Source organism: Fructilactobacillus sp. X8R2C1, assembly GCF_059900955.1.
In genome coordinates this window covers 1-25104 of the sequence record NZ_JBWXVI010000001.1, presented here as the reverse complement: position 1 = coordinate 25104, position 25104 = coordinate 1, and the positions used below count along the sequence as shown (strand labels likewise).

Genomic DNA, 25104 nt, shown 5'->3' with positions numbered 1-25104 from the left:
TGAAGCTTAATTTTAAAAGATGGTGTTGAAAACTGGCATGAAACCGTATACAATTAATTTATAGCGTTGTTTTAATTTAATAATTGGAAAGAGGAAAAGAAATGTCATACATGCCCTTCATAGTGTTGATTTTAGGAATCGCACTTCTCCTTTTCATGATCATCAAACTTAAGCTAAATACTTTTGTTTCCTTGATCATCACAGCTATTTTAGTTGCGCTTGGATTAGGAATGAACCCAGCATCAATTGCCGATGCCATTAAGACTGGTATTGGTAGTACATTAGGTGAATTGGCCATCGTCTTCGGATTCGGTGCCATGATCGGTCGTTTGGTTTCTGATTCTGGTGGTTCGTATCGAATTGCCAAGACGCTGATCGACAAATTTGGAAAGAAGCGATTACAGATTGCAATCGTAATTGCTTCGTTCATTATCGGAATGTCATTGTTCTTCGAAGTTGGATTGGTATTACTTACTCCAATCGTCTTCGCGGTTGCCCTTGAAGCCGATGTACCATTTGTTTATCTAGGAATTCCAATGGCGGCTGCATTGTCAGCAACCCAGGGATTCTTACCACCACAACCTGCTCCAACTGCTGTTGCCACAGCCTTGGGCGCTAATATTGGTGAGGTATTGCTCTTTGGTATCATTGTTGCAATTCCAGCTGTTTTAATTGCGGGTCCTGTCTTTACGAAGTTTGCTGAGAAGTTTGTTCCGAGCGCGTTCGTAGTCAAGAAGAGCCTGCCAGCTTTTGGTGAAGTTAAAGAATACAAGTTAGATGAAACTCCTAGTTTTGGTCTTTCGGTTTTAACTTCATTATTACCAGCTATTTTTATGGCGGTTAATACCATTTACCAGTTAGTTTTTCATGGTGGGAAAGCAGTTGCTAAGCCATCAGGATTTGATGCTATTATCTCGATGTTAGGTAACCCTATGATTGCCATGGTAATCGCTTTAGTATTTGCCATCTGGTCAATGGGCTTCCATCGTGGTAAGAAAATGAGTGACGTTTCTAAGAGTATTGAAGCCTCCGTTAAATCAATTGCCATGCTTCTATTGGTTATTGGTGGTGGTGGTGCCTTCAAGCAAGTCTTGATTGATGGTGGTGTTGGTGATGCCGTTAAGAACATCATGATGCACTCATCACTATCTCCAATCATCCTTGGCTGGTTAGTTGCCGTTATTCTTCGTGTATCGCTAGGTTCAGCTACGGTGGCTGGAATGACTGCTGCCGGACTTGTTATGCCACTGATGTCTTCATTGAACGTTAACCCAGTAATGATGGCATTAGCCATTGGTGCTGGATCACTTGCTGCTTCACACGTTAATGATGCTGGATTCTGGATGTTCAAAGAATACTTTGACTTAACTATGAAACAAACTTTCTCAATTTGGACGGTGTTAGAAACCGTGATTTCAGTTGTGGGGCTAATAATGGTCTTGATTCTGAATGGAATTCTGGGAATGTTCTAAGTTAGTTAATAAATTCAAAAATACTTCACTTTATGTGAAGTATTTTTTTGTATAAAAAAACCACCTATAAAATTATAGGTGGTTTTCGGTTAAACTATGCTTCGTCCTTAATGATGTACTGAGGACGGTGTTTTGTTTCTAAATAAATTTTTCCAATGTATTTTCCTAGAATGCCCAAACAGAAGAGTTGGATTCCACCGATTAGGAGAATAATTGATACTAAAGAAGGCCAACCAGATACGGCTCCTCCAAAGAATAATGCCCTGATAACGACAAAAGCAATCCCAACGAGTGAGAGTAAAAATGAGATTATCCCAACGTAAGTGGCAAAGGTTAGTGGGGCATCAGAGAAATCAATAATTCCTTCCATCGAGTATTCAACTAACTGTGAAAATGACCAATGGGTTTCGCCAGCAGCCCGAGGGACCCCTTGATACTCTAAGTACTTGGTGTTAAAACCAACCCAAGCAAAGATACCCTTTGAAAATCGATTGTATTCTGTTAGTTCATTTACAGCATCGACGTAACGTCGAGACATTAAACGATAATCACGAACATTAGGCTTAATTTTAACGTCTGACATTTTATCGATGACTTTATAGAACATCGAAGAACAGAATGCTCGAACTGGATTTTGCTTTCTGCTTGTTTGGACGCAGCCAACGCAATCATAGTCCTGGGTCTGAATGATTTTAAGCATTTTAGGAAGTAGTTCTGGCGGGTCTTGGAGATCAACGTCCATTAGTGCAATGTAATTGCCTTTGGCATTTCTTAGCCCAGCAGCCATTCCGGCTTCTTTTCCGAAGTTTCTTGAAAATGAAATGAAGTGAACGGTGTCAGGATGTTTTTCGTGAAGATTTTTAATGATCTTAAAGGTATTGTCACTTGATCCATCATTTATAAAAAGGTAATCAGGCTCATACTTTTCCCCGTCTTTATTCATTTGTGCAAAAACTTTTTCTACAGTTTTGTAGAAAAGTTCAATTGATTCCTGTTCATTATAACAGGGAACAATTAGACTAATTTTTTCCAAAATTAATTACTCCTTAGTACTTGATAATTAACCCTTTAATTAAAAAAGGTACATTACCAATTATTTACAGATCGTTTAATATCATTTTATCATTATTTAAAGTGGTTTGGCATCGGAATTGGGCAAATCTTTTGATATACTTAAGGTACTAGGCAAATGGGAGGGATTAAATGTGACCAGACCAATTAAAGTTATGACTGTTTTTGGAACTCGACCGGAGGCCATTAAGATGGCTCCAATTATTTTAGAGATGAAGCGAAATCGAAACAAGTTTAAACCAATCACAGTGGTAACGGGTCAACATCGTGAAATGCTGCAGCAGGTTCTCGATATTTTCAAAATCACTCCCGATTATAATTTAAACATTATGAAGAATGATCAAACACTTGGAGATATTACTGTTTCTGTGATCACTAAGTTAAGTCCAATTATTTCTAAAACTAATCCCGATATTATTCTAGTTCATGGTGATACTACGAGTACGTTTGCCGCTTCAGTGGTTGCTTTTTATCATAAAAAAATGTTAGGTCACGTCGAAGCAGGGCTGCGTACTCATAATAAATATTCCCCATATCCAGAGGAAATGAATCGTCAATTAACGGATGTTTTAGCTGACTTGTACTTTGCACCCACGGAGTTAAGTAAGCAAAATTTAATAAAAGAGAATCATCTGGGGTCAAACATCTTTGTTACCGGGAATACTGCCATTGATGCTCTTCATCAAACGGTGAGTGATGATTATCATCATTCGATCTTAGATAACATTGATGATGGACAGCGGATCATCTTACTTACAATGCATCGGCGCGAAAATCTAGGTGAACCAATGAAACGAACGTTTCAGGCAATTAAACAAGTGGTTGATTCACATCCTGATGTGGACGTGGTTTATCCAGTTCATCTTAATCCTGTGGTTCAAAAGATGGCCCAACAGATTTTTAAGGGCGATTCTCGTATCCATTTGATTGCACCTTTAGATGTGGTTGATTTTCATAATATGGCTGCTCGGAGTTATTTTATTATGTCTGACTCTGGTGGGGTTCAAGAAGAAGCTCCTTCACTTGGAAAGCCCGTTTTGGTTCTTAGAGAATCGACTGAACGCCCCGAAGGAGTTAAAGCGGGCACTTTGAGATTAGTTGGGACTGATCCTAAGGCCATTAAAGATGCGATGGTGGATCTACTTGATAATCAAGATGATTACCAAAAAATGGCTGATGCTCATAATCCTTATGGGGATGGAACGGCAGCTAAGCAAATCTTATCTGCAATTGAGGCAACTTTTAAAGGAGAGTCCTAGCTTGTGGAACTAAAAACAAATCAAAAAGTAATTTCATTTGTTAAGTTAGTTATGAAACATTTTAAGATGGGGAACGTTTCTGATTCTGCCATCGTCTTGGCGTATTATTCCCTTTTATCACTGTTTCCAATTTTAATCATGATTGGTAGCATCATTAAACTTTTACATGGAGATCCTAATGATATCTTAATGTATATCAGAACGGCGGTTCCGTCATCGATTTATACGATGCTTTTGCCCATGATTAAGTCAGCTTTTGATAATAATAATAGTGGTGGTAGCTTATCGATTGGGTTGTTGCTGGTAATTTGGTCAGCTAGTCAGGCGATGGCAGCATTTCAACGAACGGTTAACCGAACTTACGGAGTAGCTGACACTCAGAATGCCATCACGAATCGTTTAATTTCATTTGTGTGGATGCTTTTACTGGTACTCTTATTGATTGTTTTAATGATTTTGCAAGGGTTTGGTCAAGAAATTATCACGTACTTGAGACCAATTCTGCATCTTTCAACCATTGCAACGCAAGTGGTTGCATCCATTCGAATTCCATTTATTATTTCTGGGTCTTTCATAGTTGTGATGCTTTTGTACTATTTTGTGCCAAGTGTTAAGACCAAGATTCGTTATACAATTCTAGGATCAGCGATATCTGTGCTTGGTTTAATGATTTTGTCACAAGCTTTTTCGCTAATCATTGAGTACTTTTTTAGAAATATTACCGCTTATAAGACGTTAGGAACTTTTATAGTAGTGATGTTGTGGTTATATTTTATTGGACTCGTGCTGATGTTTGGTGCCGTTATTAATGCCAGTATCCAAGAGTACTTTACTGGTAACATTGAATCAACAAACGGATCCGTTCGGTCTATTATTTCTAGCGCACGTAAATTTCGTTCCAAAAAGAAAAACACCACCCAGAATTAGGTGGTGATGTTTTTTGCTAAATTATTTTTCGCTGGATTTCACCAGTTCACGAGAAAACTGGTCAAGAACTTTGATGTCATCTTCATCAGGTTCAAGATTGATTTTGACGCTTTTAGCTCCTTGAGTAGCGTTAGTTTTCCTTAAAGCTTTGGTAAATGCGTCGACGGCAACGTTATAATATTCTTGATAAAAAACGTCTCCAGAACCAGCCACTCCAAAAACTTTTCCTTTTAGGTTCAGTGAATCTAAATCTTCAAAAAAGTCCATCCCTTCTTCAGGGAGAGCTCCTTCGTCGTAGGTGTATGGACATATAACAATAATATCGGTATCTTTAAGTTCGTCCGCGTCGGTTTGAGAAATTTCAGATTCTTCGACATCTACGCCAAGGTCTTCAAGTCCCTCGGTGACGATATCAGCAACGTCTTCGTTATTACCAGTAATGGTGGCGTAAATCACGTGTGCTTTTGGCATGAGTGAAACCACTTCCTTTGTAGTGTTTTCAAATAAGTATATCAGAATAGTTTCAAATTGTTAATTTGATGGGAGTTAGCGCTGATGGATAAGCAAAATGCAAATAAATTAAGGGTCACTAAGATTGTTTCGCAAAAAAGACCGGGGAGATATAACGTATACGTCAATGATCATTATGCTTTTCCTGTGAGTGAAGAAGTAATGATTCAGTTTGGGATCTTTAAGGGATCTGAGTTAAGCCAAGGTAAGATTGACAAAATTAAGGCGGCGGACGATGTTTCAAAGTTATATAATAAGGCTATTGATTTTATTTCGTATCAGACTCGTTCAAGAAAAGAGGTTAGAGATAAGTTAAAATCATATTCAGACAACCTTGAAGCAGTCGATGAAGCGGTTGAAAAACTAGAACAGATTAATCTACTTAATGATGAACATTATGCTGACACCTATGTTAAAGGAATTGTTGAACAACAGAATAAGGGTCCCATGGCTGTTTCAAGGTATTTAAAACAAAAGGGAATTGCAGATGAATACATAAATGAGGCAATTTCAGTTAATTATTCGAGCGAAATGACGCTTAAAAATGGTAAAAAGCAGGCCCAAAAAATCTTTGCTCATAATCAGCGATATCCCTTTAACAAACGGATGCAAAAAACTAAGACGGCTTTATACCGAAAGGGATACTCATTTGATGATATTGATACAATCATTAGTGAATTAGACTTTCAAAGTGATGTCAATCATCAAAATGAGTTACTTGCTAAAGAGGGTAACAAGGCTTGGAATAAGTATAAGAAGTATAATGATATGAGTCGACGTCAGAAAGTCAAGCAGTCGTTATATCGTAAGGGCTTTGATCTTGATGATATTGATCAATTCTTGGACACAAAAGAAAATTAATTGGAGTGAATCAAATGAATAGATTTAAAAATTCGGCTTTATTTTTTTGGACGGTTGAGATTCTGATTGCAGTTGGAATCGTTTATTTATGTTCCAAAATTAGTTTTGTTTTTTCGCCGATTGTAATTTTTGTGTCAACGATCTTCGTTCCACTCTTGTTAGCGGGATTCTTGTATTACATGTTGAATCCGATCGTTAACCTTCTAATGAAAATAAAAATCACAAAAACAAAACACATTAATCGTACCTGGGCCACCGCCATCGTATTTTTGATTGTGATTGGGGTTATTGTTTACATGGCGTTTTCATTTGTACCACGGTTGATTACTCAGGTGGCTAACATGGTAGGGGCAGCGCCTGAATTTGCTAAACAAGGGCAGGAATTACTAACTAAAATCACGCGTTATGGATTTTTAAAAAAAGTGGACTGGCGTCCCATTGTTAACAAGATTCAGTCCTCATATTCATCGTATTTGAAAACAGTTCTGGCCAATTTGACGAATAGTGCGGGAACGATTATTTCGATGGCAACGAACGTGGTTATCACGGCAATTACAGTTCCTGTCATTCTGTTTTACATGTTAAAGGATGGAAACAAACTACTTCCAAGCATTGAAAAGTTAACTCCCGGACTTTCCAAACACCACAGGAAACAAACGGTAACGCTACTTAAAAAAATGAATCATACCCTCTCACGTTACATCGGTGGCCAAGTCATTGAGTGTCTGTTTGTTGGAACGTTTACCACTTTAGGATACTTTCTGATCGGACAAAAGTATGCTCTTTTGCTCGGGGTCTTTGCCGGATTATGTAATATCATCCCGTACGTTGGTCCCTACATTGGAATTATTCCATCACTTTTTGTTGCTTTTTCAGATAATATTATGCAAGTTATCTGGGTAATTGTGGTAGTCATTATTGTTCAACAAATTGATGGAAACTTGGTGTACCCGAATGTGATTGGGAAATCGTTAAAGATTCATCCACTAACTATTATTATCATTTTACTTGCAGCTGGTCACATTGCTGGGTTGTTTGGGATGATTCTAGCCATTCCAGTTTATGCGATTGCGAAGGTTGTGATTGAATATTGTTACAATATTTGGTTAGTTCAACATGACGATTCGAACTCCACTAATTCAGCAAAAACTAATTCATCTGAAAATGAGCCAAATTAAACTTTAGTTATGGATCGTGAATTTTATTGACGATAATGGAAGATATGCTAACATTTAGTTGTTGATAAATAGGAGTATTAATTATGGTCTTCTGACAGGAGATATTATGACGAAAGTAATTACGTATGGCACATTTGATCTGCTTCACAAGGGTCATGTGCGTTTATTAAAACGTGCTCGTGAATTAGGTGATTCATTGACGGTAGGTCTTTCGACGGATGAGTTTAATGCCGTAAAGGGGAAACGTGCTTATAATTCTTATGAGGATCGTAAGTACATTTTAGACGCTATCCGCTACGTTGACGAAGTAATTCCTGAAAAGGGATGGAACCAGAAGATTCAAGATATTAAAGATCATAAGATTGATATCTTTGTGATGGGTGACGATTGGAAGGGTAAGTTTGACTTTCTTAAAGAGTATTGTAAAGTGATTTATTTGCCGCGAACCCAAGGAATTTCAACGTCTAAGATCAAGTCTGATTTAGGCGTCACGAGCCAAAAGGATTGGAAAGATTAGTTTAAGTCCCAGGATTCTTCGTTTTATTTCTTAGAATGTTTTAGTTTAAGGGGAGCAAAATGAAACAAGCACTTTTTTTGGTAACTTCAGTTCATGGAGCTGAAAAGCCCCGATTTAAAGAACGATTGGAAAGAATGATCGATGACGGGAATTCAATTAAAGTTGTAATTTCCATTTTAAACTACGATCAATCACAGTATGTGGCCACTTTAATTAGAAAATTATCTGATTCTTTTCATCAGCAAGTGCAATTAGAAATCATCCAATTGTTTGACGTTTTTAGTAAACAACGTGGGATTTTTGATCAAAATCATGATTTAAATAACGATTTAACCCAATTTGACGTTCACGACAGAGTGGTTAAGGGTCAATCCGTTCAAGTCTACAGTGACCATAATGGGGTGGTTCGAGCTGAACGAAAGGAAATTTTGGCTGGGTCAGGTTTATTCAAAGTGATCTTTTATGACGGAGATAACGTTAGCAAAACGATTTATTATGACAATCATGATAAGGCTACTGCCGTTTTCAAACGGATTAATGATGAACATCAAGTAATTAAATTTTTAAATCAACGTGGTGACGTGGCATGTCGGGTGGATCAAAGTAACGGTGGAGCAGCTCAGATTTTTTATCTTAGTAAAACCTCGGTTGTTTCACCTCCAGAAACAAGTTTAAAGATTGCTAGACCAACTAGTGATTTAATCGATTATGATGTTAATCTTGGTAATTTGAAGTATTTGTCTAAAGGTTCAGATGCTCGATCATATGTCATTTCAGACTATGGCAATGCAAGCCGTTATAGTGATATTTCAGCATTTAACGTTGCTTTAGTTAATAAGTATGCTGAAAGTAAGGAGACTACCATTTTTATCGATTTGGATGATATGGTTAACTTTTCTAAATATCTTGGTCAAAACGTGATTTTCAACTATTAAGGAGAAATAATGCGAGCAATACTTTCTAACGTTATACCAAAACAAACAAAGTTGAAAACTGAATTTGAGTTAATTAATCCTAGTTACGCTGATGAAGATGCAACTGTTACTTTGATTGAAAAAGAAAGCTTAGCCTCAATCACCGTCCCTGTTCTTAAAGGGGATGTAAGTGGCAATGAGGCAGCAATTATAATTGATCCAAATAAATTTCACTTTGACTCCGTGGGACAGGATGAATTTGAATGGCAACTCTATTATTCGTGTGGTAATAGTGACCATCGAACCCTTATTCAAGTTGAAAGTGAATACGTGAATGCCGTTCGGCGGATTGGGTTAAATGCTTATTATCAATATGAGATTGACCCTTCTGGCATGGCGGTCTTTTATGTCAGAACGAACCGATCTAAAAAGCAATTTGTGATGAACTCGGTTAATTTGCTTGGTGGCGGTAATTTACGATTAACGGGGTTTAACCACATTGACGGTAAAAAACTTGATCAGATGGCAATTGTAATTAAACAAGCAAGTGATCAAAGCAAACGACTTTATCCGATTACCGATTCACCTTTTCAAGGGATTTTTGCGATTACCATTCCGCTTAAAGAGCTAAAGGATGAAGATACATATCGTTTGTATATCAGGTATGACTATCATGGTAAGCATTTTCAGCAAAGATTGGTGATGGATGTTTCGCTTTCATCGTTTAAAACCGTTTCTCACTTAGGTGATAATCGTGAATTAGTATTAAAAGAGGGAAAGCAAGGTCAACTTCGTGTTATTAAAAGAAGACGGCCGTCTCCTACAAAAAGACTTACTAAGTTTTACGGAAAAGCTAAGCATTTGTGGAAATCGTTTAAAATCTTATTAAGTAAAGTTAATCGTTTGCGCTTACGAAAGTTGTTTAAACGGGGGCATACACCATTTGCTACTACGACGATCGTGTTTGAGAGCTTTGGTGGACGTCAGGTGAGTGATAGTCCTTATGCTATCTATCAGGTGTTTAAAAAATTACATCCTAAGATTAACTTTGTGTGGTCCATTCAAAAGTCACAAAAGCAATTTTGTAAAGACCATAACATTAACTATGTAATTAAAAATACGGGACGTTGGGTTCGTACCATGGGAAAGGCTAAGGTATGGATTAGCAATGCTAGATTTCCTGCCTGGGTCGTTAAACCAGACTATGTAACGTATGTTCAAACTTGGCATGGCACACCATTAAAGAAGTTAGGGTTAGATATTGAACGAGTTTCAATGCCTGGTACGACAACCAATAAGTACCATGATAACTTTGTTAAAGAAGCTAATCGTTGGGATGCATTGATTTCACCAAATGATTTTTCAACCAAGGTCTTTAGAAGTGCCTTCGGGTATGAAAACAAGATTTTAAAGGTGGGATATCCAAGAAATGATGAATTGATTAACGGGAATAATCCTACTGAGATTAATAAGATTAAGGATCGATTGGGAATCCCACGGGACAAGAAAGTTGTCCTATATGCTCCTACTTACCGAGATAATCAGTTTGAGAGCAAGGGGAAATATACTTTTAAGCTACCGTTTAGTTTGGAAGAGTTCAAGCAACACTTTGGAAGTGATACTGTCCTAATTCTACGGATGCACTACTTGATTTCGAATGCATTAGACGTCTCTGATTACAAAGGGTTCGTCTATGACCTATCGAACTATTCCAACATTTCTGATTTATATTTAATTTCAGATTTGCTGGTAACCGACTATTCCTCAGTCTTTTTTGACTACGCCTACCTTAAACGGCCAATTTTGTTCTATCCTTATGACTATCACGTGTATAAGGATGAGTTGCGTGGCTTTTACTTGAATTATGAACGAGATTTGCCTGGAAGGATCGTCTATGATTCTGATGAGTTAATGAAGGGAATCTCAACTGATTTAAAAGACGAAAACGTTGAAAACGATCCTAAATTTATGCAATTTTACAATCGCTTCTGTCGGATTAACGATGGACTTAGTTCGATTAAGACGATTGATTATGTGATGCAACAAATTCGTTAAAAATAATCCGGAGTTTTCCGGATTTTTTGTTTGTTTGATGGTATACAATTAATCTATAACAGAAAGGAAGTAAAGATGAAAAAAGCAGACCTAGAAAAAGAAGTCGATAAACGAAGAACGTTTGCCATTATTTCCCATCCTGATGCTGGGAAAACCACTATCACCGAACAGCTACTCCTCTTTGGTGGGATTGTTCGGGAAGCTGGAACCGTTAAGGCTAAAAAAAGTGGAAATTTTGCTAAGTCAGATTGGATGGAAATTGAACAGAAGCGTGGAATTTCAGTTACTAGTTCGGTTATGCAGTTCGATTATCAGGGAAAAAGGATTAACATTCTTGATACACCGGGACATGAAGATTTTTCAGAAGACACATACCGAACTCTTATGGCAGTGGATTCTGCCGTGATGGTGATTGACGCCGCTAAGGGAATTGAACCGCAAACTAAAAAGTTATTTAAAATTTGTAAAATGCGTGGAATTCCAATTTTTACTTTCATGAATAAGCTTGATCGTGATAGCAAGGATCCCATGGAATTAATTGATCAATTGGAAGATGTACTGGGAATTGAGGCTTATCCGATGAACTGGCCCATTGGCTCTGGTCGAATTTTAAAGGGGCTGTACGACCGTTATGATCATCGAGTTGAACTTTATAAACCAGAAACGGATGGTCAGAACTTTATTAAACTAGATGATGATGGCAATCTTATTGGAGATAACTCACTAGCAGACGATAGCATTTATCAAGATGCTAGAAGTGAAATGGATTTAATCTCTGAAGCTGGGAATCAATTTAGCAGAGAAAAAATTGCCAAGGGTGATCAAACACCAGTCTTCTTTGGCTCAGCGTTGGTTAACTTTGGGGTTAAAACTTTTTTAGACGCTTATTTGAAGCTCTCACCAGCTCCAGGTCCTCACAAAACTCTTCAAGGAAATGAAATTGAACCAACGGCACCAGAATTTTCTGGATTCGTGTTTAAGATTCAGGCTAATATGAATCCACGTCATCGTGATCGAATTGCCTTTGTACGAATTTGCTCTGGTGAATTTCAAAAGGGCATGGATGTTACCCTTGATCGTACCCAGAAGCCGATCCGTTTATCAAACGTTACTGAATTTATGGCTAATACGCGTGAAAACGTTCAAACAGCGGTTGCTGGAGATATTATTGGTCTTTATGATACTGGTAATTTTCAGATTGGCGACACCATTTATACCGGCAAAAAACCGATTGCGTTTGAAAAGCTGCCACAGTTCACTCCAGAACTATTTATGAGAGTTTCAGTCAAAAACGTTATGAAGCAGAAGTCGTTTCATAAGGGCATTCAACAATTAGTACAAGAGGGAGCCATTCAGCTCTACACTAATTACAGTACGGGACAGTATATCTTGGGAGCAGTTGGTCAGCTTCAGTTTGAAGTATTTCAGTTTCGAATGAAAAATGAATATAACTCAGATGTTGTGATGGAACCAATGGGGCATAAAATTGCCCGGTGGATTGACCCTGACCAGCTGGACGAAAAGATGTCTTCGTCTAGAAATATTTTAGTACGGGATCAAAAGGGGGATCCGTTATTCCTTTTTGAAAATGAGTTTGCAGAACGCTGGTTTAAAGATAAATATCCTGATGTCAAGTTAACTGCCAAGCTTTAGGATTGAATTGACGTAATATTCGATATAAACTAGTTTTTGTGAAAGGTGGATATGAATTATGAAAAAGTTAAGTGCTTGTACCAGTGTGATGGTTGGTAAAGACGCTAGTGTTGATGGGTCAACGATGATTTCTAGAAATGATGATACCTTTTTACCATTAACTCCTCAACGTTTTTATGTTCAACCTGCATATCATAACGAGGACAAAGTTTGGAAATCCAACCAAAACGGCTTTACTGCCCCAATGCCAAAGTCGGGTTACCGAATTTTGATGACACCGAACGCTGACGTTAAAAAAGAAGGCGTTTATGCTGAAAGTGGATTTAATGAAAAGAATGTTGCAATGAGTGCCACTGAAAGTGTTTATGGAAACGAGCATGCTTTAGCTCATGATCCGCTTGTTCAGCACGGCCTGGCTGAAGATTCTTTACAATCGATGGTTCTCCCTTACATTAATTCTGCAAGGGATGGAGTTACTTATCTGGGAAATTTAATCAAAAAGTATGGTTCACCAGAGGGAAATGGGGTCCTTTTTAGTGACAATAACGAAGTCTGGTACATGGAGATCGTTACTGGTCACCACTGGGTCGCACAGCAAATTCCTGACGATTGTTATGCGGTCGTAGCAAATGAGGTTGCGATTCAACAGGTTGACTTTGATGATCCAGAAAATTTTATGTATTCCGATGGGTTACAAGAGTTTGTTGAAAAGTACCAGTTAAATCCTGATAAAGAGGGATTTAATTTTAGACACATCTTTGGAACTCATAATGAATTTGATCACCATTACAACACACCTCGGGTTTGGTATGGTCAAAAGGTGCTGAATCCCGAGATTGAGCAGGAGCCAACCTCAAATGACCTCCCGTTTATTAGAAAAGCAAGCCGTAAAATTGAAGTTAGTGATGTTGAGTTTATTTTGAGTTCTCATTATAACGAAACCAAATATGATCCATTAGCTAAGGATCCAGAAGAATCGAATACTCAGTTTAGACCAATTTCAATGAATCGAACCCAAAATTCACATGTTCTGCAAATTAGAAATGATGTAAGTGATAAATGTTCGGCAATTATGTGGCTAAATTTTGGAATTCCCGCCTTTAGTCCATATGTTCCTTTTTTTGCGAACGTTGACGAGACTGATCCAAGTTATGAGGTTACCCCTCTAACGATGGATGATAAGAGCGCATACTGGATGTATCGTAAACTATCGATGATCGTTGAATCTCATTACAGTAATTTTATTCAACAGGATCGTGATTTTAAGAAACATGCTAACGAGTTATTTTTAGGGCATATATCAGATACGATGGGTCAAGCTGCTAATATGAATGATCAGGACGCATCTGAATTTTTGAAAGATCAGAATCAGCAATTGGTCAAAGAAATGAGGAGTCGAACCTATCAATTTATGCATGAATTGATGGAAAAGGGTCTTACACTCTCTAAATTGACGTATAACATGGATAAAAATTTGTAAAAAATCCCACTCAATAAGAGTGGGATTTTTTTAGGTTAGACGTTTGTCATTGTTATGGGTACGAATCGTGGATCGCTTTTTGATCCATTGTGATCCGCCAAGATTTAACCAATCATCTTGATTAGTTCGAATTTCTGTAAAGACACGCCAAGTTGATCCAGCTGGTAAAATTTGATCGTATCTTTGCTTTCGCACCGGTGAATCATAAACGGAAGTGGGAATTTTCATTTTGACTAAATAATTGACTGACTGAACCACTTTCCAGTTAGAACGTCGGTAATATAAGATGATATTTTTGGTTTTATTTGTGAATTGACCGTTTAAGTCACCAACCGACAGGTGAAGCTGGTAGTTAGGAATCACAGGAGCCTTTAGTGTAAACTGCTGGTTTAATGGACCATTCACGATTTTGGGAGGGAGAAGCAAGCGAAATGAATCAAAATCAAAGCAGTAAACGCTAACTGGTTGGCCTAACTTAGGGATGTAATGAAACTTGATTAGTTGTTTTTTTGCTTGCATTTTTTTAGTCATTCCATCAACACTAACTAATATGTAGTTTTTTATTTTGGGAACGATGAAATTAATTGGATCGCCAACTGAACCACTAATGATTTCAGTTGATTTTAATTGATTCCCGTTTTGATCGACAAATTCCATAAAAACTGTACTTGGGGTTCTGATAACCTCTTTTTTAGGAGTTGATTGATGATTTTCGGCAGGTAATGGAGTGGTGGTATGAATTGATTTTGGCTTGTTTAAAGAAATTTCGGATGGATCTATGGAGGTTGTCGTCTTTTTAACGTTGTTTTGTCTGATTGGTCTTTTCATCCGATGTTTTGAATGCTTGTAGTTATGATTATTTTTTGAAAAGATTTTTTTCATCCAATTAAACATAATTTTCCTCCAAAGATGGTTTATATTGATTTTACCATTTCTGGAAATAAAAAAAGACCTAGATTAGAATTCTAATCTAAGTCTCTTTCACTACTTAGTACTAATAACGATATTGTTGTTCTTGTCTGTATCAGCAACAAGATTGTTAGTTTCTGGATGATTCAAGAAGTAGTCGGCCGTTTGGTCTTCTAACTGTTCTTGAATTACTCGTCGAAGCGGACGGGCACCCATTGACGGATTGTAACCGAGTTCGACAATTTTTGCTTTGGCCGATTTGGAAACATCAATGTGAACGTTTCTTGACGCTAACATGTTATTCATATCTTTAATCATCAGATCGACAATTTGATTTAAGTTATTCTTAGAAAGCTGGTTGAATTCAACGATGTCATCAAAACGATTGAGAAATTCAGGTTTGAAATAAAGTCCTAATTTATCCATCACAGAATGAGTTTTACCAGTTGCTTCTGGTGTAAACCCAACGCTTGCTTCGGCATCGCTTCCGGCGTTACTAGTCATAATGATGACAGTGTCCTTAAAGGAAACCGTTCGACCTTGTGAGTCAGTCAAACGACCGTCATCTAAGATTTGTAAGAATGTGTGAAGAACGTCTGGATGAGCTTTTTCAACTTCATCTAACAGAATCAAGCTATACGGATTACGACGGACTTTTTCGGTTAATTGGCCAGCTTCATCGTATCCAACGTAGCCAGGCGGTGAACCAATCAATTTAGCAACTGATTGTGGTTCACGATACTCTGACATGTCAAATCGAATCATTGAATCTTCGGATCCAAATAATTCTTTGGCAAGTTGTTTAGCCATCTCAGTCTTACCAATCCCAGTGGATCCAACGAATAGGAATGAACCAATCGGACGACCGCTACCATTAAAACCAATTCGATTTCGTTTAATGGCTTTAGCAACTGAATCAACAGCCTTGTCCTGTCCGATCACATGTTGCTTTAAATTTGGAGCTAAGTCCTTTAATTGTTGTTGTTCTTTGGTTTGTAGTTCTCCAACTGGGATATTGGTCATTTCTTCAACAACTTGTTGCATATCCTTTTCGGTAACGGTGTTGTGTTTCTCACTTGTAGCACCCTTATCCTTATTTTGATGAAGTCGTTTGATCTTATCACGGTAGTAAGCGGCCTGTTCGTAGTCTTCTTTATCTAAAGCCGTCTTCTTTTCGTTTTCAGCACTGTCAATCTCTTTGTCAATTGTTTTTGGATCAACAATGTTTAAAGTTAAATTCTTTCTGGAACCAGTTTCATCAAGTAAATCAATTGCCTTGTCCGGAAGGTAACGATCACTGATATAACGATCGGAAAGGGTAGCTGCCGCTTTCACTGCTTGATCGGTATACTTGACTAGATGATAGTTTTCATAACGATTTTGTAGACCCTTTAGAATCTTGATGGACTGATCAACCGTTGGTTCTTTGACCATGATTGGTTGAAGTCGTCTTGAAAGAGCAGAGTCTTTTTCAATGTCACGGTATTCTTTTAGAGTGGTTGCTCCAATTAATTGAAAGTCCCCACGAGCAAGAGCGGGTTTTAAGACGTTACCTGCGTCCATGCCACCTTCAGCATTACCTGCCCCCATGATTTCATGAATTTCATCAATGAATAAGATGATGTTACGGTTTGACTGAACCTCTTTAATTAATTGTTGCATTCGTTTTTCAAATTGACCACGAATACCTGTGCCTTGAACCATTGAAACCATGTCTAATTGAATTACCTGTTTGTTTTGAAGTTTTTCTGGAACAGTACCATCAGCAATTTTTTGAGCGAGGCCCTCAACAATTGCTGTTTTTCCAACTCCGGCTTCACCAATCAAGACCGGGTTATTCTTGCCTCTACGATTTAAAACTTCGATTGCTCGAGCCGTTTCTTTATCACGACCGATTACTGGGTCAAGTTTTCCGGCTTTAGCTTTTTTAGTTAAATCAGTTCCGTAAGTTGAAAGAATTGATTTTGAACCATTTCGGCCGTTGCCGCGTCCACTTTGTGGTGGAACTTGATAATCATTGACTTGGCCATTTTGCATGGCACGAAGAAAGTCATCTAGACTACCAAATCCGTATGAGCCTTGTCCTTCCATAGTTTAAGCCTCCTTTTGCTTAACTAAATTGTCAGACGAAAGTCTGACCTTTATTGACCATTCATGAATATTATACGCACTAATAACATTCAATCAAGTATTTTGACTGATCTAGAAATTATTTTAATGTGGTAACATTGAAACCGATTAGGAGGCAATAATTATGGATAAAAACGAAAATGACTTTACCGGACTCTTAAACCAATTAAAGGATGGAAAAATCAAAGATTTGACGGTTGAACCAAAGGATTTTCCGAAATTTCAGCAGGCTTTTATGAGCTTTCCAACACGGAAAAGAATCGTAGGGAAAGCCAGCGAAAAGGGCATTTTAACCTATCATTATTCGTCTGAAAATTAGCGTCATAACAATTATGTAAGCGATTTATGATAATTACTTGTTTTTTAGATGATAAATTGATATTCTTAAACTGTAAATAGAGTTAAATAAACGATTAAAGGAGTGCGTTCATTATGGAGAAACGTCAATTCAAAATCACGGCAGAAACTGGCATTCATGCTCGTCCAGCAACTTTGTTAGTTCAGACCGCTAGCAAATTTGATTCAAATATTAGTCTTGAATATGGTGATAAATCTGTAAACTTAAAATCAATCATGGGTGTTATGTCATTAGGAGTTGGCCAAGGTGCTGATATTACTATTTCAGCCGATGGTGACGATGCTAAAGAAGCCCTTGATGCAATTGCTAAAACCATGAAAGATGAAGGATTGATCGACTAATATGACTACCTTTAAGGGTATTGGTGTTAGTGATGGGATCGCATTTGGAAAAGCTTATTGTTTAACTAAACCAGATTTAACTTTTAATAAAGAAGCCTTTTTGGGTATAGACGAAGAAAAAGCACGCCTTAAAAAAACGTTTCAAGATACCAAAACTACTATTATAAAAATCAAACAAAGTAATAGAGTTGAAATGGCTAAAAAATATCTTGATATTTTAGATTTTTATTTAGAAGTTTTATCTGATCCAGAGTTGATTAATGAGGTTAAAAGAGTCATAACAGAAGAAAAAAAGAATGCTGCATTTGCATTGAATCGTGTATTCAATCAATATGCAGCTATTTTTTTGAATATGAATGATCCGTATTTAAGGGAACGGGTTCATGATATTGAAGATATCAGAGACCAGCTTTTGGGACGTCTACTTGGCGTCGATACTCCCGATCTATCACTTATTAACCAGCCAGTTATTATTGTTGCTAATTCCATTTCTCCAACTCAGATTGCACAAGTTCAAAAGAAAAATATTAAAGGGATTGTTACAGCTGTTGGAACCAAGAATTCTCATGCAGCCATTATATCTAGAAGTATGGACGTTCCAGCTGTACTAGGGTTGCAGGACAGCCTAAATCATTTAAAAAATGATGAACAATTGATTGTTGACGGAAGTAGTGGAAACGTTATTGAAAGTCCCAATTCAGATGAAATCGAGAAATTCCAGACAAAGCTTGAAAAATTTAGAAAACAAAAAAGGTCATGGGAAAAGTTCAAGGGCCAATCGACCAAGACATTAGATGAGCACCCTCTGCTATTGGGGGCTAATGTTAGTAACGAAAATGAAGTTGATAATGCTTTAGAAGTTGTGGCTGATTCAATTGGATTATTTCGTACCGAATACATTTACATGGATTCTGACCATCTCCCGAGCGAAGACGAACAATTTTTGATGTACAAAAACATTGTTTCAAAAGTAAAAGGAAAGCAGTTAACTTTTAGAACAATGGATGTTGGTGGAGATAAACTAGTTAATTATTTGCCTAATATTTCCCATAATGAGACGAATCCCTTTCTTGGCTATCGTGCCATTCGTTATAGTTTAGGTGAAAGCAAGGTTTTTCGCACTCAAATCAGGGCACTCCTTAGATCTTCAGCTTATGGACCAATTCGGATCATGTTTCCTATGATATCAACGGTCTCAGAGCTGGATCAGGTTCTTTCGATTTACACTGAAGAACGCCAGAATTTGATTGATAGAGGAGTTAAACTTGGAGATGTTCAATTAGGAACGATGATTGAAGTTCCAGCGGCAGCAATTATGATTGATAAGATCATTTCAAGAGTAGATTTTGTAAGTATTGGCACTAATGATCTAGTTCAGTACACGGTTGCTGTTGATCGTTTAAATGAGCGTGTCTCCTATTTGTACCAAGCTTGTGATCCAGCCGTGCTTCGTTTAATTGAAAGGGTCGTTAGGATCGTTCATAACGCTTCTAAGACCGTGGGTGTTTGTGGTGAGGTTGCGTGTGATCCACAGGTGATTCCTTTTTTGATTGGGTTAGGAGTGGATGAATTATCAGCCACTCCAACTCAAATTTTAAAAACTAAAGCATATATTAGTAAAATTAATTCGAAATCAGCAAGTAAGTTAGCTGATAGTGTCGTTAGAAATGCAGATACCACTGGTGACGTTAATAAGATGATTGATGACTTTATCTCTAAGATGCCAGAGTAGATGGTTTACTTAGGTTTGAGTAGTTAGGCACAAAGTTGCAAACCATGCGGGAAACCCATATAATTACATTTGTTTAACGTTAAAGAGAGAGGGGAAAACAACGTGAATATTGGTTTGTTTACAGATACTTACTTTCCACAAGTTAGCGGAGTTGCTACGTCAATCAAAACGTTAAAAGATGAGTTAGAAAGGCGTGGAAATCATGTCTATATTTTTACTACAACTGATCCTAACGTTGAAAAAAATGATGACGATGAAAAAGACATTTACCGTTTTTCAAGTGTTCCCTTTATTTCTTTTACCGAAAGAAGAATCGCCGTCAGAGGAATATTTCAGGCTTATCAAATTGCTAAGCAATTAAAATTAGATATTGTTCATACCCAAACTGAATTTTCACTTGGAATTATCGGAAAGTTCGTTGCTAAAAATTTGAATATTCCTTGTATTCACACTTATCACACAATGTATGAAGATTATTTGCACTATGTTGCTAACGGCAAATTATTAAAACCAGTGCACGTAAAAGAAATGATGTTAGCTTTTTGCCATCACATGGACGGTGTGGTGGCACCAAGTAAGCGTGTCTTGGACAAGCTTACTGATTATGGGGTTAAGAGTCCCATTCGAATTATTCCAACTGGGATTGACGTTAAGCATTATGAAGAAAATGACCATGTTGATATTAGAAAAAAATTAGGCATTAGTGATGAGACCCCATTGATGGTTTCCGTTAGTCGAGTTGCGTATGAAAAAAACATCTCCGAAATGATCGATGCACTACCTAAAATTTTGGATCAAGTTCCAAATGCTATGCTTGTAATTGTGGGTGAAGGACCTGCCGAAGATGATTTAATGAAGCAAGTGTCTGACATGAAACTTAACGACCATGTTATTTTCACCGGAGAAATTAATAATAATCATGTCAATGATTATTATCGAATGGCAGATGTTTTTGTTTCTACGTCTAATTCTGAGTCTCAGGGGTTAACGTACATTGAAGCAGTTGCTGCTGGCACCAAAGTTGTCGTTGCAAGAAGTCCGTACACCGATGACTTAATTGATGATAAATCAATTGGAATGACGTTTGAGTCAGAAGAAAGGTTTGTTTCTGAAACGGTGGATTATTTGCAACACCGAGGTGAATACCCCGATTCCAAAAATGTCCGTGAAGAGAAATTACACGAAATTTCAGCTGAGTATTTTGTGGATCAGATGTTGAGCTTTTATGATGATACAATCAAAGAGTTTGATCAAACTAAAGCTAAGCAAACTAACACATCTGACTGAGGAGTTTTGTTGATGTTAAAGATCGATATGTTTTCAACTGCTGACAAAGTAAAAGGTCAAGGAGTTGGTAGTGCATACATTGAGTTAATTAAGATGTTAAAGAAACATTTTCCAAACGAGTTTGACATTGAGATTAATAAATTTAATCAAGCGAACATTAGTCATTATCACACCATTAATCCAACGTTTTATTTGTCTACATTTTCAAAAAAAATGGGACGAAAGATTGGATACGTTCATTTTTTGCCGGAAACGCTTGAGGGGAGTTTAAAAATTCCTATTCCATTTCGACAAATTTTTTATAAGTATGTAATTGCCTTTTATAAACGGATGGATCATATTGTCGTTGTAAATCCAACTTTTATACCTAAACTTGAAAAATATGGGATTGATAAAAAGAAAATTACATATATTCCAAATTTTGTAAGTAAAAAAGAGTTTTATCCGGTTTCAAAGAGCCGGAAAGAAGCTCTTAGAAGTAGTTATGGTTATCAAACAAAACGGTTTACGGTGCTCGGGACCGGTCAAGTTCAGACCAGAAAGGGCGTTCTTGATTTTGGTAAATTAGCAATGCAAAATCCAAACGTTCAATTTGTTTGGGCAGGAGGATTTTCATTTGGAAAAATGACAGCTGGATATTCTGAGTTGAAAGAATTGGTTGATAATCCACCTCAAAATCTGAGTTTTCCCGGAATCGTTGATCGTAAAGAATTAGTAAATTATTATAATATGGCTGATTTATTTCTTTTACCGTCGTATAATGAGTTATTCCCGATGTCTGTTTTAGAGGCATTCTCGTGTGGGATTCCTGTTATGTTGCGGGATTTATCCCTTTATAAAAAAATTATTGACGGGTATTACATTTCAGCAAATAATGAGGCTGAAATGGATAAAAAACTTAAGATGTTGTTAAATGATCCTAAGCTTCTGAAAGCATATGCTGAAAAATCACTTAAAGCATCTGATTATTATTCCGAGGATCATCTAGCCAAGATTTGGCATGATTTTTATTTTGACCAGGCGAAAAAGGGGTAATTGAATGTCCAGGAGAAATAAAGTCTCACTACTTATCATGATTGCCCTTGGATTACTTATTTCATGGTATGCAGCTAGAGACATTAAGTTTAGCGTTCTTATAAGAGATATTGTTGAGATTAATCCATGGTGGTTATTAGTTGCTTTAGGGTGCATTTTGCTTTATTTTGCTCTTGAATCCGTGATTACTTACATGTTAGTTCGAAATAGTGATCCTAATTTTACTTTTCGGGATGCAATCCGGGTACCCTTAGTGGAGCAACTTTTTAATGGGATCACTCCGTTTTCATCTGGTGGTCAGCCGGCTCAACTATTTGTTTTAATTCAATCGGGAGTTGATGGTGGTCGGGCTAGTTCTGCACTACTTATGAAGTTTGTTGTTTACCAAGCCATGATAGTAATTAATTTTTTTATTGCGTTAATAATCGGTTTTAACTACGTTATTGATAAAATGCACGCTCTGGCATGGTTTGTTGTGTTCGGATTTGGCATTCACATGTTTGTGATCGTCTCACTACTTATGATCATGTATTGGCATTCATTTACTAAAAAATTTGTTAATATTTGTATCAAACCAGTGAAATGGTTTGTAAAAGATGCTACATTTTATAAGTTAGTAAATACATTAAATAAGAAGATTGATAACTTTTATAAAGAGAGTGTGAGAATTGGTCACCAAGGGAAGTTGATGGCTAAAATATTCATAATCACTTTTTTTCAATTGCTTTTTTATTACTTAATTCCCTACTTTATTATGCTTTCGTTAGGTTATACCAATGCTAATGTGGTAATGGTAACCAGTCTCCACATTTTGATTGTGATGATTATCTCGATTTTTCCCATTCCTGGAGGAGCAGGTGGAGCTGAGTATAGCTTTGAGATGATTTTTAGAAGTTATATTACTAATGGAAGTAAGCTAGTACTTGCGATGATCCTGTGGCGGATTCTTACGTATTACTTAGGTTTGATTTTGGGAGCCTTTGCCCTCGTGATGAAGCCAAGTAAAAAGGCACAAAAGAATAGGAAAATACTTAAAAGCGAAAGTCATAAGAGTTTTGGAGGAAACTAGAATGTCTCGAATATTAAAAAGCATTCGTAATTTTTTTAATACTACTATCGGTTTCTTCGTGCTGGTAGTCGTTTTATATTGGATAACTACTTTGGTTGTTTATAACGTCGACTTTAGTTTGGGTGTTAAGGGTGGCATGCAAACCTTTTTGATGATTGTTAATCCAATTCCATCAGGACTGCTCTTGTTTGGGATTGCTTTATACTTTCGCGGCAAGCTTTCTTATTGGCTGATGCTGATAATTGATTTTCTACAGTCGACTTGGATGTTTGCTAATGTTTTATATTATCGAGAATTCTCTGACTTCTTGTCAATTGGTATTATTAAAGGAACCGGAGACGTCCAAAATAATTTGGGCAAGAGTATGATGGAAATTCTTCATCCAACGGATTTTTTGATTTATTTGGATGTTGTGGTTTTAATCTTACTATTAGTCTTCAGGATTATTAAAATTGATTACCGTCCCTTTAAGTATCGCTATGCCATTGGAATTACTTTACTTTCGATTTTGCTTATGGGGGTAGAATATTCTCTTGCTAATTCGGATCGGAGTGGTCTTTTAACTCGGACGTTTGATAATAATTATATCGTTAAGTATTTAGGCTTAAATGAATACGCTGCTTTTAATGCATATCAAACTCACCAAGAGAGTTCTACGCGAGCAAAGGCGAAAGCTTCAGATTTGAATAGTGTCAAGAAATTTATTAATCAACATCAGACGTATCCAAGCGTTAAATATTTTGGGAAAGAAAAGGGTAAAAACGTTTTTATTATTCATTTGGAGAGTTTTCAACAGTTCTTAATCAACTATAAAGTTGATGGACAGGAAGTTACTCCGAATATTAATAAGTTTTATAGTGATAAGCATACTATTTCGTTTGATAACTTTTACCATCAAGTTGCTCAAGGTAAGACTTCAGATGCTGAAATGATGCTTGAAAATTCATTGTATGGATTGCCCCAGGGATCTGCGATGGTTACTTATGGTTCGCAGAATACTTTCCAGGCGGCTCCAGCAATTTTAGACCAAAAGGGTTATTCGACGGCTGTCTTTCATGGAGATGTTCCGAGCTTTTGGAATAGAGATAATACTTATAAGTCTTGGGGATATCAGTATTTCTTCGATAGCAACTACTATAAGAAGAAACCTTCGTATAATGTTGGATATGGAATGAAAGATAAGATTATGTTTAAAGATTCAGTTCCTTATCTTGAAAAGCTACCACAGCCGTTTTATGCCAAAATTATCACTTTGACTAATCATTATCCTTATGAATTAGATAAACAAAATGTTTCTTTTCCTGCTCTTAAAACGGGGGATAGTACCGTTGATCCTTATGTCCAAACGGCTCATTATTTAGATCAATCTTTTGGTGAGTTTGAAGCATATCTAAAAGCAACGGGATTAATGAAGAATAGTGTCATTGTTTTATACGGTGACCATTATGGGATTTCTAATAATCATCGTCCTGCAATTGCTAAGATGTTAGGTAAAAAGTCGGTTAATAACTATGATTTGGCTAACTTTCAGAAGGTGCCATTTATGATCCATGCTGATAATTTGGATGGGCACGTTGATCATACTTATGGTGGAGAAATCGATGTCTTACCAACGCTGCTTCATTTATTAGGAATTAAGAATGATGATATGATCCAGTTTGGACATGATTTGTTGGGGAATAATCCTAATCAAATTGTTCCATTTAGGGATGGAGATTTTGTAACTCCTAAATACACTAAGGTTGGGGGAACAATCTATGATTCTAAGACTGGTCAAGTTATTAAGCCGAATAAGCAACAACAACAGGAAGTAGATGGAATTCAGAACTATGTAACTAGTGATTTGTCTCTTTCTGATAGAGTTATCTATGGTGATTTACTTCGTTTCTATCATCCTAAAGGATTTAAGCCTGTGGATCGAAAAGACTATAATTATAAGCCGAAGAATGCAATGGAACAGTTGGATAAGGCTGACAAAGAACGTAAAACTGATCTAATTGATCAGAATGGTGGCAAATCCACGGTTCCGATGTATCATACTGATGCTCCTGAACTAAAATAATTAGAAAAAGCATTTAGATAAAGATCTAAGTGCTTTTTTTGTAAAAAAGTCTTGACGTAATTTTGTTTCCTTGGTATAGTAGTTCTTGTCGTTAAGTGCGCCAAAACAATTTGGTTAAAATTAGTCAAACTTTTCTATTGACAATAAATTAACCACATGGTATATTATTATATGCGGCGTTGAGGTACAATGAGACGACGTTATGTCAGAGTAGATCTTTGAAAACTGAACAAGATTTTGATTACAAGTGTAAGGTAATTTTAAGTTGTAGAACTTAAAATTAA

At 36.9% G+C, this 25104-nt stretch carries 21 protein-coding genes; 17 read left to right on the top strand and 4 right to left on the bottom strand.

Annotation, left to right across the window (positions count from 1 at the left end; all coding sequences use genetic code 11):
* Positions 1-110: 110 nt before the first annotated feature.
* Entirely contained in the window at positions 111-1472 is a 1362-nt protein-coding gene (locus AC6UD6_RS00105; protein ID WP_500693612.1) for a gluconate:H+ symporter, read from the top strand.
* 94 nt (positions 1473-1566) lie between these two features.
* On the opposite strand, the gene AC6UD6_RS00100 is transcribed toward AC6UD6_RS00105, so the two are convergent.
* Complete coding sequence (locus AC6UD6_RS00100; RefSeq protein WP_500695212.1) at positions 1567-2505, bottom strand: glycosyltransferase family 2 protein; 939 nt, start codon at positions 2503-2505, stop codon at positions 1567-1569.
* Between the two features lie 193 nt (positions 2506-2698).
* Between AC6UD6_RS00100 and wecB the strand changes: the two genes are divergently transcribed.
* Together wecB and AC6UD6_RS00090 are read left to right on the top strand one after the other, a co-directional pair.
* A complete protein-coding gene (gene wecB, locus AC6UD6_RS00095) occupies positions 2699-3802 on the top strand; it encodes a non-hydrolyzing UDP-N-acetylglucosamine 2-epimerase (RefSeq protein WP_500695506.1) in 1104 nt (367 codons plus the stop codon).
* A gap of 3 nt (positions 3803-3805) precedes the next feature.
* Positions 3806-4729: a YihY/virulence factor BrkB family protein gene (locus tag AC6UD6_RS00090; protein ID WP_500695211.1), complete on the top strand. Its 924-nt coding sequence runs from the start codon at positions 3806-3808 to the stop codon at positions 4727-4729.
* Positions 4730-4750: 21 nt separating this feature from the next.
* On the opposite strand, the gene AC6UD6_RS00085 is transcribed toward AC6UD6_RS00090, so the two are convergent.
* Positions 4751-5200 (bottom strand): flavodoxin, encoded by a 450-nt coding sequence (locus AC6UD6_RS00085; RefSeq protein ID WP_500695210.1) that lies wholly within the window; start codon positions 5198-5200, stop codon positions 4751-4753.
* Positions 5201-5284: 84 nt separating this feature from the next.
* Between AC6UD6_RS00085 and recX the strand changes: the two genes are divergently transcribed.
* The 7 genes from recX (at position 5285) to AC6UD6_RS00050 (ending at position 13897) form a co-directional block, all read left to right on the top strand.
* Positions 5285-6100, top strand: a complete 816-nt coding sequence (gene recX, locus AC6UD6_RS00080; protein WP_500695209.1) for a recombination regulator RecX — start codon at positions 5285-5287, stop codon at positions 6098-6100.
* Between the two features lie 14 nt (positions 6101-6114).
* The gene (locus AC6UD6_RS00075) at positions 6115-7278 is read left to right on the top strand and encodes an AI-2E family transporter (RefSeq protein WP_500695208.1); all 1164 of its coding nucleotides are present in this window, start codon (positions 6115-6117) and stop codon (positions 7276-7278) included.
* 106 nt (positions 7279-7384) lie between these two features.
* The gene (gene tagD, locus AC6UD6_RS00070) at positions 7385-7795 is read left to right on the top strand and encodes a glycerol-3-phosphate cytidylyltransferase (RefSeq protein WP_500693590.1); all 411 of its coding nucleotides are present in this window, start codon (positions 7385-7387) and stop codon (positions 7793-7795) included.
* 59 nt (positions 7796-7854) lie between these two features.
* Positions 7855-8730, top strand: coding sequence for a hypothetical protein (locus AC6UD6_RS00065; protein WP_500695207.1), 876 nt, complete (start codon positions 7855-7857; stop codon positions 8728-8730).
* Positions 8731-8739: 9 nt separating this feature from the next.
* Positions 8740-10764, top strand: coding sequence for a CDP-glycerol glycerophosphotransferase family protein (locus tag AC6UD6_RS00060; protein ID WP_500695206.1), 2025 nt, complete (start codon positions 8740-8742; stop codon positions 10762-10764).
* 75 nt (positions 10765-10839) lie between these two features.
* A complete protein-coding gene (locus tag AC6UD6_RS00055; RefSeq protein ID WP_500695205.1) occupies positions 10840-12417 on the top strand; it encodes a peptide chain release factor 3 in 1578 nt (525 codons plus the stop codon).
* Positions 12418-12475: 58 nt separating this feature from the next.
* Positions 12476-13897, top strand: a complete 1422-nt coding sequence (locus tag AC6UD6_RS00050; RefSeq protein WP_500695204.1) for a C69 family dipeptidase — start codon at positions 12476-12478, stop codon at positions 13895-13897.
* Between the two features lie 30 nt (positions 13898-13927).
* Here AC6UD6_RS00050 and AC6UD6_RS00045 read toward each other — a convergent pair whose 3' ends face one another.
* Together AC6UD6_RS00045 and AC6UD6_RS00040 are read right to left on the bottom strand one after the other, a co-directional pair.
* Entirely contained in the window at positions 13928-14791 is an 864-nt protein-coding gene (locus tag AC6UD6_RS00045) for a MucBP domain-containing protein (protein WP_500695203.1), read from the bottom strand.
* Positions 14792-14881: 90 nt separating this feature from the next.
* A complete protein-coding gene (locus tag AC6UD6_RS00040; RefSeq protein WP_500695202.1) occupies positions 14882-16897 on the bottom strand; it encodes an ATP-dependent Clp protease ATP-binding subunit in 2016 nt (671 codons plus the stop codon).
* Positions 16898-17060: 163 nt separating this feature from the next.
* On the opposite strand from AC6UD6_RS00040, the gene ykzS reads away from it, so the two are divergent.
* The 7 genes from ykzS (at position 17061) to AC6UD6_RS00005 (ending at position 24820) form a co-directional block, all read left to right on the top strand.
* A complete protein-coding gene (gene ykzS / locus AC6UD6_RS00035) occupies positions 17061-17255 on the top strand; it encodes a protein YkzS (RefSeq protein ID WP_500695201.1) in 195 nt (64 codons plus the stop codon).
* Between the two features lie 113 nt (positions 17256-17368).
* On the top strand, positions 17369-17635 hold the full coding sequence (locus AC6UD6_RS00030) for a phosphocarrier protein HPr (RefSeq protein WP_500693598.1): 267 nt from the start codon (positions 17369-17371) through the stop codon (positions 17633-17635).
* 1 nt (position 17636) lies between these two features.
* Positions 17637-19367: a phosphoenolpyruvate--protein phosphotransferase gene (ptsP, locus tag AC6UD6_RS00025; RefSeq protein WP_500695200.1), complete on the top strand. Its 1731-nt coding sequence runs from the start codon at positions 17637-17639 to the stop codon at positions 19365-19367.
* A 102-nt stretch (positions 19368-19469) separates the two neighbouring features.
* Positions 19470-20654, top strand: a complete 1185-nt coding sequence (locus tag AC6UD6_RS00020) for a glycosyltransferase family 4 protein (RefSeq protein ID WP_500695199.1) — start codon at positions 19470-19472, stop codon at positions 20652-20654.
* 12 nt (positions 20655-20666) lie between these two features.
* Entirely contained in the window at positions 20667-21689 is a 1023-nt protein-coding gene (locus AC6UD6_RS00015) for a glycosyltransferase family 4 protein (RefSeq protein ID WP_500695197.1), read from the top strand.
* 4 nt (positions 21690-21693) lie between these two features.
* Positions 21694-22758, top strand: coding sequence for a lysylphosphatidylglycerol synthase transmembrane domain-containing protein (locus AC6UD6_RS00010; RefSeq protein ID WP_500693602.1), 1065 nt, complete (start codon positions 21694-21696; stop codon positions 22756-22758).
* A 1-nt stretch (position 22759) separates the two neighbouring features.
* The gene (locus AC6UD6_RS00005) at positions 22760-24820 is read left to right on the top strand and encodes an LTA synthase family protein (protein WP_500695196.1); all 2061 of its coding nucleotides are present in this window, start codon (positions 22760-22762) and stop codon (positions 24818-24820) included.
* Positions 24821-25104 lie beyond the last annotated feature (284 nt).